The organism is Leeuwenhoekiella sp. LLG6367-2.1 (assembly GCF_045055775.1).
Taxonomy (GTDB): domain Bacteria; phylum Bacteroidota; class Bacteroidia; order Flavobacteriales; family Flavobacteriaceae; genus Leeuwenhoekiella; species Leeuwenhoekiella aequorea.
Map to the genome: position 1 here is coordinate 783,406 of NZ_CP159331.1, position 13,584 is coordinate 796,989.

Below are 13,584 nucleotides of genomic sequence, written 5' to 3' on the forward strand. Positions count from 1 at the left end.
TATGAATATTTATTTTTCACTTTCTATTAATAAGCTAAAAAGAATTATTAATTACTATATTTTTTTTCTCAAACTATGCAACTCATAAAGTAAATTATCTTCACTAATTAATTTTCCTTTTTTAGGTTCTTCAATAATCAATTCCATTTCTGGATCTATTGAAATATTAGTAGCTGTATAAGTAACATTACCTAATGTTGCTTCTAAAACAGCCCCCGGTAAATTAAAAAAATGAAGTGGACCAATAGAAAATGGAATTTCAGGGCTATACCAAACTGTTATATCAATTTGATAGGATTTCATTCCTTCTCCTGGTGCTTTTTCTTTTAGTGAATATTTAGCTTCTCTACATGAAAAATTTCCTATTTTTTTAGTTTTCTCAGTTAAGATGAAGTTAAGATGCTTCATTTTTATTAGAAATTGTTGACCACCAAATTCATTTTGCCGTATCGTATACCCTTGTCCAAAATTAGTGTAATAAATACCTTTACCTTCACCTTTTATAATAGCCATTCTATCAGCCATTGTTGAATTATCAGATACCATTTTATCATCTACTTTAAATAAAGCTTCTTTGTTATTAAAAACAAGTGTATAATTAATAGATTCTGAAGACGATTTAATAGATTTTGCATTTACCCTACCCTTATAAGCATCACTATATCTTATTGACTTGCTATACTTTATTTCACCCTTTGTAATTTGACCAATTGAAAATTGGGAAATTAAAAGCATAACAACGATTAAAATCTTCATCTTTTTATTTTTTAAGAAAGCACTGTTATTTATATCAAGTAAAAATCATGATATACCTAATAGTGCTTAATAGTTAAACAAAATAAATTAATTCTCGTTTTTCTTATTGCGCGCTCTCACAAAGGGACTCCCATTCATAATAAATCGAATAGAATTCACTGGCAGACATAGACCCACCAGATCCCCAAGAATTATTCCACTCATCACTCGCAGCTTCATAAGCAAAAGCACTACAATTTTACACCAATTCGCTTGCTTCAATTGCAGTGAATGACTTAAAAACAAATAATCCTCAAAGTAATTTTTTCATAATAAATAAAATTTTCAATAATGAGAAAATAGGTTTTATTTCGAAACAAAGTAAATCTAATTATGCAAATATTATTAATACAATTAAAATCCTTACTTGTAGTATGGCTTTTGTTTTTACAAAAAACCACGATTCTTAGCATTTAGAATAAGCTCACGATCAGATTGATCTTCAACTTCTAATAGCGCTTTAAGATTACGCTTTCTTTTCTCTACACCGGCTTTAGATAAAAGTAGAATAGCAGGCAGCTCTACCATTTTAGTTCCTATTGAAAGTTCATATAATAGTTTTCGATCTATTTCATCTATATGTACATCTTTAGATATCTCCTTTCTCAATAAATTTAAAACAGTTGAAGTATAATATGGGGGGGGGTTGTAATAATTGATTGTATCGCGCTTATTAATTCTTCTGGTGTTAGATCATTTTTATAAAAACCGCCTCGGGATCAATGTTCTTAATTAAAGTCCTCAAACGGTAATTATCATTTGATGATGTAATTACACCGATTTTAGCTTAAAAAAAGAGCCAATTCAAAACTTATTATTTAGCGAATAGTATCAAAATAAAAAAAGGCTTCACATTTCTGTGAAGCCTTGGTTTTACTAGTAGCGGGAACTGGACTCGAACCAGTGACCTTCGGGTTATGAGTTTTTGACACTATACTATCAATTTAACATAAATACAATGTAAATCAATATTTTAAAAATTATTTAATATAATTAAACACCAATTAATAGCAAGCAAGATCAACAATTGTTGTACCTATGTTGTACCTAATTTGACTATCTTTATAATCCAAAAATAATTATTATGGCCACGGTTAGAGTAGTATTAAGGAAAAAGAAGAACAAAGCAGGGCTGTTTCCTATTGCAATTAGAATTACAAAAGACCGCAAGAGCTCTTATCTAAATACGGGTCAATACATCGAAAAAAAGTATTGGGACGAAACAAATCGGAATGTCCGTAAGTCGCACCCTAATTCTAATGTCTTAAATAATTTTATCACTACTAAGATCGCTGAAGCAAACGATAAAGTAGTAAAGTCTGAAATGAATTCTGAATACCACTCGGTTTCAGAAATAAAAAATAAAATTATTGTTACTAAAAGTCTTGATTTTTTCGCTGTAGCTGAAATGCATCTTAAAAATCTCAAGAATAGAAACAAACACCATCAATACGACACTGAGTTTGGCCGACTTAAAAGATTCAAAGAATTTCTTGGAAAGGATTCAATTCCCTTTAATAAGTTGAATGTTAATGTTCTCAAAAAATTTGAAACCTATCTTCTACATCATAATAAGCTTTCGCCAAGGACAGTAGTAAACTATCTTATCCTTATTAGAACCATATTCAATTTAGCTATTTCTGAATTAATTACAGAAAGAGGCCTCTATCCATTCGGCAAAGGTAAAATGACCATTAGAATACCTGAATCTCAAAAAATTGGTTTTACGACAGATGAAATTCAAATCCTCGAAAATGCCACAGGATTAACCGAAGCTCAACAAAAGGCAATTCATATTTGGCTCGTCAGTTTTTACTTTGCAGGTATTCGAGTTGGGGATGTATTACAACTAAAATGGTCAGATTTCAACGATGGGCGCCTACTCTATCGAATGAACAAAAATAGTAAGCTTGTTTCTCTTAAAATTCCTGAAAAAGCTATTCAAATATTTGATTTTTACAAAGACAATTCATCTTACAATGAGCTTGTCTTTCCTCAGTTAAAAGGCACCAACCTCGATGATACTGAGGAAATATCCAAAAGAACACAATCGATAACTCGAAATTTGAATAGAAGATTAAAGATTGCCACTAAGCAACTGGGAATAAAGAAAAATATAAGTATGCACATTGCCAGGCATAGTTTTGGTAATATCTCTGGGGAAAAAATCCCTATTCAAATGCTGCAAAAATTATATCGTCACTCATCTGTAACAACAACTATACGTTATCAAGCAAATTTCATTCATAAGGATGCTGATGATGCTTTGGATAGTGTGGTCAATTTTTGAATAACTCAAATTTTGCAACCCAGTTCCAAGAAAATTCCTGTAATTTTGGAACGTGAAAATTATTACAATCATACTATCCTTTTATTTTCTGGCTCTCAACTTCACGCCTTGTGTCGACAGTAAGCCAAATAGTGATAATACACAGGTAGAATTCTCGCAAGTGACCGATGCAGATCAGGAACATAACGATAGCATTTTATGCTCACCCTTCTGTCATTGTCATTGTTGCCATGTTCACACTATAGACTTTGGGCTTGTTTCTTTCGAACTCTTACAGCCAGCAATTCCACATCAATATTTTGCCCATTTTGACAACCTTGGCAAAGATATTCCACATTTCCTTTTACATCCCCCTCGGGTATAATTCAGTTTTATAGGATAACTATATCCTGTCTTGACGTGTCCATCTATTGGATTCGTCCACGAAGTGTATTGTATTTTATTTTATTCAATGTGCTCAATAAGAATTTCAACTGAATTAACATCCTTATCTATGATTAACAAAATCATTGATTTTTCAATCAATAACAAATTTATTATTGGCCTCTTTACTTTAACTCTTATAGGAGTTGGTATCTGGTCAATGGCAACGGTAAACCTTGGTTCTGTGCCAGATATCACCAATAATCAGGTGCAGATAATTACCCAATCGCCAAATCTGGGAACGGAAGATATCGAGCAGTTCGTGACCTATCCTGTAGAATTATCTATGGGTAATTTGCCAGGCGTGACCGAAATAAGATCTATCTCACGTTTTGGACTCTCCGTAGTAACTATCGTTTTTGAAGACGATATGGGAACCTATCTTCCTCGACAGTTGGTAGGGGAGAAACTTAACGAATTAGGAGAATCCATACCTGACAAATTTGGGACCCCATCTATGGGCCCCATCTCTACTGGTTTAGGTCAAATCTATGAATACACTATAAAGCCAGAGGAAGGTTTCGAAACCAAGTATTCATCTATGGAATTGCGCACCATACAGGACTGGGTTATTAAACGACAACTTACTTTACTAGAAGGTGTAGTAGAGGTTAACTCTTATGGCGGAAGTATTAAACAGTACGAAGTCGCCGTCGATCCAGAGAAGTTAAACAGTATGGGGATCAGTATTTCACAAGTATATGAGGCTCTTACTATGAACAACGTCAATACAGGTGGCGCTTACATCGAGAAGAACAAAATGTCAAATTTCATAAGAGGCGAAGGTCTTATTCGCTCTTTGGAAGATATAAAAAATATCTCGATTGCTAATGAAGGTAATATTCCTATAACTATTGGAGATGTGGCAACTCGTGTCCATTTTGGGAGTCAAGTACGTTATGGTGCGTTTACACAGGACGGGAATGAAGCTGTTGGTGGTATGATAATGATGCTCAAGGGTTCTAATCCTAATGCAGTCATTCAAAATGTAAAGGACCGTATGGCAGAAATTGAAAAATCCCTGCCAGAAGGTTTGACCATTGCCCCAATAATCGATCGTAGTGAACTAATTTCCAGAACTACAGATACAGTGAAAACCAATTTATTGGAAGGTGCCTTAATCGTAATTTTTGCTCTAGTTTTTTTGCTGGGTAGTTTACGAGGTGGAATCATAACAGCCACGACTATACCCTTGTCCTTACTTTTTGCCTTTATCTTAATGAAGCAATTTAATGTTTGGGCAAACTTAATGAGTCTTGGAGCCATCGACTTTGGGATTATCATCGACGGTGCCGTGATTATTATTGAAGGAACTGTGTATGAAATCCAAAAACGAATTAGGTCTGGCAAGTTAAAATTCAATCAGGGCGTAATGGATAAAGTGGCCTATGAAGCCGGAAGTACGATGATGAGTTCCGCGTTTTTTGGTCAAATTATTATTCTTATCGTTTTCACACCTATCCTTTTTCTTACAGGTGTTGAAGGTAAAATGTTTAAACCGATGGCATACACCTTTGGGTTTGCAATGATAGGTGCTATTATCTTATGTCTTACGTATGTGCCAATGATGTCTGCGCTTTTTATGAAACCAGTACAAAATACCAAAAACTGGTTCGGCAGGTTTGAGCGATGGCTCGAAAAAATAAGTGATAAAATCATTGGTGCCATTCATAGTGCGTATATGCCTTTATTGAAAGGAGCACTTAAACTGAAACTTATCGTTTTATCAGCTGCTGCTGTTTTACTTGTTATCGCAGGTTTTATCTTTTCTAATATGGGAGGGGAATTTGTGCCGCAGCTCGATGAAGGAGATTTAGCAATGCAGGCGCTCATAAGACCAGGAAGTTCGCTATCAGAATCCATTGAAGTTTCCAAAAAGATAGAAACGATATTATTAGAGAGTTTCCCTGAAATTAAAACAGTTACAGCACGTATAGGTGTCGCAGATATTCCTACAGATCCTATGCCTATGGATATTGCAGATATGTACATCATCCTTAATAAGGATATGGACGACTGGACAACCGCTTCTACTAAAGAAGGTTTGATAGATGCCATTAGAGATAAACTGGATGAAGAACTCGTAGGTGTGAATTTAGTATTTACCCAACCTGTGGAGTTGCGATTTAACGAGCTGTTGGAAGGTGTAAGAGAAGACATTGCCGTAAAGCTTTATGGCGAAGATTTAGAGATTTTATCAGAAAAGGTTCAGGAAATGGCAGCGATAATACAGACCGTTCCTGGTGCAGGTGATGTAAGTGCAGAACGTACAGCTGGATTACCACAGATGACCGTAAAATATAGGCGTGATAAAATGGCGCAATATGGACTAGATATTCAAAAAGTAAATGATTACATAAGCACTGCATTTGCAGGTGGTACTGCTGGTGTCATCTTTGAAGGGGAGAAACGATTTGATCTCGTGGTACGATTTGATGAAAGTCATAGAAAAAGTATCAATGACTTACGCAATATGTACATCGATCTTAAGGATGGTAATCAAGTGCCCATTATTGAAGTAGCCGAGATCGAATACGTCCCTGGACCTATGCAAATCTCACGTGACAATACGTATAGAAGAACCTACGTAGGTGTAAATGCTCGAGGCAGGGATGTGGAATCTATAGTAAAAGATATACAACAAAAATTAGATGAAGAACTGGACTTACCATCAGGATATTATATTACCTATGGTGGAGAGTTTGAAAACCTACAAAGCGCAAAGGATCGTTTGGTCATTGTAGTGCCCATCGCCCTGTTCTTGATATTTATACTATTATACTTTGCATTAAAATCCTTTTCACAATCGCTAATGATTTACATAGCGATTCCCTTGGCGGCCATCGGTGGTGTGTTTGCTTTATGGTTGCGAGATATGCCATTTAGTATTTCCGCAGGTGTCGGCTTTATTGTGCTATTTGGTGTCGCGGTTCTTAACGGGCTGGTACTTATTAACCGATTCAATTCCTTAAAAGAAGAAGGTGTTATAAGTATAAAAGATAGAATATTTCAAGGGACTAAAGAACGAATTCGCCCTATTATCCTTACGGCCACCACAGATATTTTTGGCTTTTTACCTATGGCTTTTTCCACATCGGCTGGAGCAGAGGTGCAGCAACCGCTCGCTACGGTAGTTATCGGTGGGATGCTTACAGCCACGCTACTCACGTTGGTCGTACTTCCCGTACTCTATACATTTATAGAAAAGCGACGCGAGCGCAAAGATCAGGACAAGATTGGTTCATTTAATCCGCAAGCCTTGACTACGATTTTGATACTTGGTTTTATGTTAGGTGGTACCGCTTTCGCGAAAGCGCAACAATCTCAAGCACCTGTGCAAGATCTCATCGTTAAGGACAGCATCACGCCCATCACATTACCACGAGCTGTAGAAATTGCTAAAGAAAATTATCCTGTACTTAAAGTGAACCAACTCGAAATCGAAAGACAGAATGCACTCACGGGCAATGCCTATGACTTTGGGAGTACGCAGGTTTTTACAGGTGGCGAAGAAGTGGCAGATGGTCAAGGCATTTATACATTGATAGGCATCGGGCAACAAAATATCGATCTACTGGGAATAGGTGCCAAAAAACGTTTGCAACAACAACGCATCCAGTTAGCCGAAACAGCTCTTGACCTTTCGGAAATCCAAATAGAACTGGAAGTTAAAAAAGCGTGGTCAGAAGCTTTTCAGGCAAAGAAGAAGTTCGTCTTGTACCGAGAATTTGACAGTATATATGGTCAGTTTGCACAATCTGTAAAACTCAATTATGAAGTGGAAGCCATTTCAAGACTGGAATATGCTGCTGCCCGCAATCAAGCTTTGCAGATCAATAATAAATTTCAACAGGCAGAAACAGACTATTTCATCGCTCTGCAAAAACTCAACCTTTGGTTGACACCAGATACGACGTACACCGTTACTGATGAATTGGAAGCTACCGAACATTCAATTTTAGAGACTGATGATACATTGAATGAACATCCCGAATTATCGCTTTCGCGAAAGCGTATTGACGAAGCACGTGCAAGCTATGATGCAGCAAGGGCAAATTTACTACCCCAGTTTAATCTGCAAGGTGGCCTGCAACGAGTTAATGGCGATAGTGGATTTTTCACCTATCAGGCAGGTATTTCCATTCCGCTGTTTTCTGGACCACTCCGTAGTCGCACAAAAGCGGCAAAACTTGATGCACAGATTGCAGAATCTAATGCAGCCTTTAAGCAGCGCGAGCTACAATCGCAATTCATACAGGCACAACAAAATTATGCACGATGGCGGGATACCTGGTTCTTTTATAAAACAGAAGCATTGCCACTTGCGATAGAGCAGCGTAAGGGCGCAATGCTCGCGTATAAAGAAGGCGCGCTGGATTATGCAGCATTTACACAAATTATACGTGATGCCATACAGACCGAAATGGATGCGCTGGACGCCCTCAATGATTATTTAGAAGCCTTGTTTGAACTACAATATTTCCAAAACTAAAAAGATGAAAACGATAAAATTTATACCTATTACAGCGATGCTATTAGCATTATTACTGACCAGTTGTGGCGACTCAAAAACTACCGAAGATGAAACTAAAGAAAGTACACAAACTGAAGAAAGCCGTAGAGAAGGCGAAGCTGAAGAAGTGATGCTCACAGCACAGCAGTTTGAAGCTTTACAAATGGAAATTGACACAATTACACCACGCAATATGAGTGGTTATGTAGAAGCAAATGGTACGCTTGAAGTGCCTCCGCAAAACGAAGCAAATATTACCGCACTTGCTGGAGCAAATGTGGCTTCTATTGAAGTTATAGAAGGCGACGAAGTCAAAAAAAATCAAGCGGTCGCGTACCTCTCGCATCCCAGCATCATACAGGTACAGAGTGATTACCTAAATGCATACACTAACAGTAGATTTCTGAAACAGGAATATGAACGTCAAAAAAAGCTTTATGAAGCTGGCGTGGCATCTGGTATGAATTATCAAAAAGCCACAGCAGACTATCAATCATCTACCGCAATAGTAAAAGGTCTTGAAGCGCAATTGCGACAGTACAACATCAATGCTAGTGGTGTGCGCAATGGTACAATTTATCAGCGTGTGGCTTTGCGCAGTCCCATAGCAGGTGTTGTAGAAAAAGTGTTTATAAAGACCGGACAATATGTGGAACCACAGACCAACTTGATGGAAATAGTAGATACAGACCACGTACACGCAGATTTAATGGTTTTTGAAAAAGATGTGGACAAAGTGAAGAAAGGCCAAAAGGTGCGTTTCAGTATTAATTCACGTCCAGGAAAAGAGCTGGAAGCCGAGATTTATTCAGTTAGTCAGACCTTTGAGCAAGATCCCAAAGCGGTTCACGTTCACGCTGAAATTGAAAATAAAGAAAGTGATCTTATCCCTGGAATGTACATTAAAGGTAAAATTCAAGTTGACAACCAGCAGATTACCGCACTACCTGAAAGTGCCATAGTTACAGAAGCTGGAAAGACTTATGTATTTACAGCGCAAAAGGATGGCTATGCGTGGAGTTTTAAACCAATAGAGGTTACAACTAGCGAGAAAGATGGAGATTGGATAGCCATACGCTTTTTTGAAACCCCAGATCTTAACACGCTTTTTGCATTCAATAATGCCTATTATCTTATGGGAGAAATGAAAAAAGGGGAAACGGAACATGAACATTAAATATTATGAATAAAACAAGAAGAAATTATTTAAAAAAAGCCAAAACACTACAGATTTGGAACGTTGTTTATGATGTTACCGAAGTAGTAGTCTCGCTCATAGCAGGATTTACGGCAAATAGCTCGGCATTGATTGGTTGGGGATTGGATAGCACTATTGAAGTGGTAAGTGCGGGAACGCTCGGCTGGCGACTAAACGGTGAAATCAAAGGTATCGATGAAGAAAAGGTAAAACGAAGACAAAAGATCACCTTAAACGTAATTGCAGTTTCCTTTACGCTCATTTGTGTTTTTATTACGTATGACTCTATTACGAAGCTCATTAACCAAGAAACGGCAAACTGGAGTTCAATGGGACTAATTATATTATTGGTTTCCCTGGTTGTAAATCCAATTCTAATATATTTCAAGAGAAATTATGGAAAGAAACTGGACAGTCCAGCTTTAATGGCCGATGCCAAGGATACCTTTATTTGCTTGTACCAGACCGTGGTCGTACTTATAGGTTTACTATTGGTTAATTGGCTCGACTGGTGGTGGGCAGACCCTGTGGCAGCATTACTTATTGTTCCCTATGCGGCAAAAGAAGGCTGGGAAGCCTATAACAAAGCCAAAAACATCAACTACAACATTGCATAAATGACTGAAATCGAAAAAACTCTGAGCGATCATAAGGTACGTCCTACCGCAATGCGCATTTTAGTCTATAAATATCTAGCTCAACAAAAAATTGCATTGGCCTTGCTTGATCTTGAGACCGCTTTCGCGAAAGCGGAACGCTCAACCATCTTCAGAACTTTAAAAACTTTTGAAGAAAATGGCATTGTACACCAAATAGAAGACGGCACCGGAATTACTAAATATGCACTTTGTGAACAAGGCTGCAATTGTGAGATTGAGCAAGATTTACACCTGCATTTTCGCTGTAATAATTGTAACGAAACTGTATGTCTCACTGAGCATAAAATACCGCATATCAATTTACCAGATGGCTATGTAGCAGAAGACGTAAATCTTCTGGTTACAGGTGTTTGTGAAAAGTGCAGTAGATGACTTTGCACAGCAGTTGCGCAACTATTTCACTAAATTGTAAGAGTTAAAATGCAAAAAATGATACAGCTATTAACTTTAGAAAAGTCAATTTGATTTCAGCGAAAATCAGCAGTAAAATTTCAAAAGATGAAGTTTAAAAAATCAATTCACGAATTCACGAAATATTGAAGAATAAAAGCAATGTTGATTTATATTTTGAATTGGAGGACTTTGACGGCTATACCCTAAAAGGCTTTTGTGAAGATATAAAAGTGGACAGCGCTCATATTTCAGATTATGCAAAAATGGCGTTTGTTGGTGAAAAGAAATGGCAGGAATGGGTTGTAAAAGCAACTGATTTTTTTACAAGCTCGGAAGTAAAATATTTTTATTTAAAAGATAAGGAACTGGCAAAGGCTTGGATTGTCTCTTAATTAGCAATAAATGAAATTCAACACCAAAATACCAAAAGGCTTAAAAGAATATTATGATAACGAATTATTGTTTTACCGGTTGTCATTACTTAAAGGAAATTTATCTCAAGCTTGGAATCATCTTGAGCGCTCACACATAATTGGTCAATCCTATCCTTTTGAGCATACCTTTTCACATTGGCTTATGCTCAAATTTGGATTCAGACAAAAGAATGTGAAAGAAGTTTTAGGTCAAGTTGTTCGCTTACTTGTCGGTGGATGGAAATCGTTTATCGACCACGTACCGACTGGAAATACAGGTGGTGCTGATGTACCACCACTTAAAAAGATGAAGCTTCCACAAGATTTGAATACTATTTTGAACCAATACAAACCATTATAATGAAAAAGAAAAAAGTAAACTTACGTGACATAGACCCAAAAGAACATCAAGGCGAACATTCTCACGATGATGGTCATAATCACGATCACGGAGATGGAAGTGCATTTAAAACGTTCATCCCTGCGATAGTAAGCTTTGTGATGCTTATTCTAGGCATAGCCGTTGATTATTTTGATGCCATTCCAGCCTTTGAAGGTTGGGTACGGATTGTCTGGTATACTATTGCTTATTTACCTGTAGGGTGTCCAGTTATTAAAGAAGGTTGGAAAAGTATTATGCGCGGAGACGTCTTCACAGAATTTTTTTTAATGTCAATTGCCACCTTGGGTGCATTTTCGATTGGCGAATATCCAGAAGGTGTAGCGGTTATGTTGTTCTATGCAGTGGGCGAACTCTTCCAGAATGCTGCTGTAAACCGTGCAAAAGGAAATATAAAAGCCTTACTGGATGTCCGTCCCAATGAAGCATTAGTTTATCGTGATGGCGATTTTGTTTCAGTAAATCCCGAGACTGTTGAGATAGGCGAAAAGATACAGGTTCGTGTAGGCGAAAAGGTTCCACTGGATGGTATTCTACTTTCTGAAAAGGGATCTTTTAATACTGCTGCCTTGACAGGTGAAAGCAAGCCTGATACCATTGCTAAAGACGATAATGTTTTTGCTGGAAGTATTAATCTCGATGGAGTAATTGAGGTTGAAACAACAAAAGAATTTAAGGACAGTTCCATTGCCCGAATTCTCGATATGGTGCAAAACGCAACTGCTAGAAAATCAAAAACGGAATTGTTCATTAGAAAATTTGCGCGGATTTATACACCTATCGTTGTATTCCTAGCCATCGGCCTGACCTTTCTTCCTTACTTTTTTGTAGATGATTACGTGTTTAGAGATTGGTTATATCGTGCGTTGATATTCCTTGTAATTTCTTGTCCTTGTGCGCTTGTTATCTCGATACCGCTAGGTTATTTCGGTGGTTTGGGAGCTGCATCACGTAATGGAATTTTATTCAAGGGCGCATCATTTTTGGATGCAATGACCAAAGTGAACACGGTCGTTATGGACAAAACAGGAACCGTTACTAAAGGTGTTTTCAAAATAAAGGAAATCAATTCTCTCACATTCGAAGAAGCCGAGTTTATGAAATACCTGATGGCGATGGAAGAACAATCCACACATCCTATTGCAAAAGCAATTCTCGAATACAAAGCAGATGGTTCAGATTATGAGGCGACTAATGTTTCAGAAGTTGCAGGAAAGGGATTAAAAGGGACGGTCAACGGGAAGACAGTATTGGTAGGAAACAAAGCTTTGATGACCTCAAACAGCATAGAGGTTCCTTCGGAAACGGATAGCATTGTAGAATCAATCGTTATGATGTCCATTGATGGAAAATTTGCAGGTTATGTAACCATTGCAGATGAACTAAAGGATGATGCGCACCAAGCCATAAAACAAATTAGGGATGCAGGAATTTCTACGATTATAATGCTATCAGGCGACAAGGACTCTATTACACAGCAAGTTGCAAAAGAGTTAAATATTGATTGGGCGAAAGGTGGATTATTGCCTGAAGATAAACTCAATGAAGTTGAAGAGCTCAAAAAACAACCTGATACGAAAGTCGCATTTATAGGCGATGGCATCAACGACGCACCTGTCTTGGCAGCAAGTGGTGTAGGTATTGCGATGGGCGGCTTAGGAAGCGATGTCGCCATTGAAACGGCAGATGTCATCATACAGACAGATCAACCGAGTAAGATTGCAAGAGCGATTCAAATTGGTCGTTCAACTCGAAGAATTGTATGGCAAAATATTGGTTTAGCCTTCGGTGTAAAAGTAATTGTTCTAATTCTTGGTGCTGGTGGATTAGCCACGATGTGGGAAGCTGTTTTTGCTGATGTAGGTGTTGCATTGCTTGCTATTCTCAATGCCGTCAGATTGCAGAAAATGAAGTGGCAGGATTCTTAGAACGCTTATTACGGCCGAGTAAATAATAGTCGTTTCAAACAAATTAATGCTATCTTTATAAATGATAAGAAGTCTAAATCCATGATTCACATTCTCACAACTGGTGGTACAATTGAAGGGTTGGATTATATTGATGACGGTGGCATTACTTCATCTAACGTGGGGATTGAAGATTTTTTATATAAAGCAAATGTCGATTTTGAATACACTATCTCAAGTGTCTTTAAAAAAGACAGTCGTGCCATAACAGATGATGACAGAAAACTTTTGGTTAGCAAGATAAAGGAAACTAATGCGACTAAGATACTGATAACCCATGGCACTTTCACAATGGAAGATACCGCAAAATATATAGGAAAACTCAATTTGAATAAGACAATCGTTTTGGTTGGGTCTTTCATTTTAGGTTCATCTGTAGATACAGATGCACCGTTTAATTTAGGGTATGCAATTAGCTCATTACAGTTTCTAAAACCGGATGCTTATATTGCTATGAACGGACAAATTTTTAATTGGAACAATGTTTCCAAGAATTTAGAAACCAACAAATTTGAGCGCAATGAGTAGTAAAA

Annotated in this window: 12 protein-coding genes; 10 read left to right on the plus strand and 2 right to left on the minus strand. The window is 37.3% G+C overall.

Annotation, left to right across the window (positions count from 1 at the left end; translation table 11 throughout):
* Positions 1–54: 54 nt before the first annotated feature.
* Positions 55–756, minus strand: a complete 702-nt coding sequence (locus tag ABVM53_RS03665) for a GLPGLI family protein (RefSeq protein WP_405329632.1) — start codon at positions 754–756, stop codon at positions 55–57.
* A gap of 426 nt (positions 757–1,182) precedes the next feature.
* Positions 1,183–1,404, minus strand: a complete 222-nt coding sequence (locus ABVM53_RS03670) for a hypothetical protein (protein WP_405329634.1) — start codon at positions 1,402–1,404, stop codon at positions 1,183–1,185.
* A gap of 475 nt (positions 1,405–1,879) precedes the next feature.
* Here ABVM53_RS03670 and ABVM53_RS03675 point away from each other — a divergent pair, with 475 nt between their 5' ends.
* The 10 genes from ABVM53_RS03675 (at position 1,880) to ABVM53_RS03720 (ending at position 13,579) form a co-directional block, all read left to right on the plus strand.
* The gene (locus ABVM53_RS03675; RefSeq protein ID WP_236132251.1) at positions 1,880–3,085 is read left to right on the plus strand and encodes a site-specific integrase; all 1,206 of its coding nucleotides are present in this window, start codon (positions 1,880–1,882) and stop codon (positions 3,083–3,085) included.
* A 52-nt stretch (positions 3,086–3,137) separates the two neighbouring features.
* Entirely contained in the window at positions 3,138–3,449 is a 312-nt protein-coding gene (locus ABVM53_RS03680) for a DUF6660 family protein (protein WP_308444030.1), read from the plus strand.
* Between the two features lie 129 nt (positions 3,450–3,578).
* Positions 3,579–8,000, plus strand: coding sequence for a CusA/CzcA family heavy metal efflux RND transporter (locus ABVM53_RS03685; RefSeq protein WP_335620032.1), 4,422 nt, complete (start codon positions 3,579–3,581; stop codon positions 7,998–8,000).
* A 4-nt stretch (positions 8,001–8,004) separates the two neighbouring features.
* Positions 8,005–9,198 (plus strand): efflux RND transporter periplasmic adaptor subunit, encoded by a 1,194-nt coding sequence (locus ABVM53_RS03690; protein ID WP_236132253.1) that lies wholly within the window; start codon positions 8,005–8,007, stop codon positions 9,196–9,198.
* Positions 9,199–9,203: 5 nt separating this feature from the next.
* Positions 9,204–9,836, plus strand: coding sequence for a cation diffusion facilitator family transporter (locus ABVM53_RS03695; RefSeq protein ID WP_236132254.1), 633 nt, complete (start codon positions 9,204–9,206; stop codon positions 9,834–9,836).
* Positions 9,837–10,250, plus strand: a complete 414-nt coding sequence (locus ABVM53_RS03700) for a Fur family transcriptional regulator (protein WP_236132255.1) — start codon at positions 9,837–9,839, stop codon at positions 10,248–10,250.
* Between the two features lie 152 nt (positions 10,251–10,402).
* A complete protein-coding gene (locus tag ABVM53_RS03705; RefSeq protein ID WP_373314912.1) occupies positions 10,403–10,663 on the plus strand; it encodes an STAS/SEC14 domain-containing protein in 261 nt (86 codons plus the stop codon).
* Positions 10,664–10,673: 10 nt separating this feature from the next.
* The gene (locus ABVM53_RS03710; protein WP_236132257.1) at positions 10,674–11,045 is read left to right on the plus strand and encodes a DUF3703 domain-containing protein; all 372 of its coding nucleotides are present in this window, start codon (positions 10,674–10,676) and stop codon (positions 11,043–11,045) included.
* Positions 11,045–13,012 carry a heavy metal translocating P-type ATPase gene (locus ABVM53_RS03715; RefSeq protein WP_236132258.1) on the plus strand — a complete coding sequence of 656 codons (1,968 nt, stop codon included), beginning with the start codon at positions 11,045–11,047 and terminating at the stop codon, positions 13,010–13,012. Before ABVM53_RS03710 ends, ABVM53_RS03715 begins: the two co-directional genes overlap by 1 nt.
* Before the next feature lie 81 nt (positions 13,013–13,093).
* Positions 13,094–13,579 (plus strand): asparaginase domain-containing protein, encoded by a 486-nt coding sequence (locus ABVM53_RS03720; RefSeq protein WP_236132259.1) that lies wholly within the window; start codon positions 13,094–13,096, stop codon positions 13,577–13,579.
* The last annotated feature ends 5 nt before the right edge of the window (positions 13,580–13,584 follow it).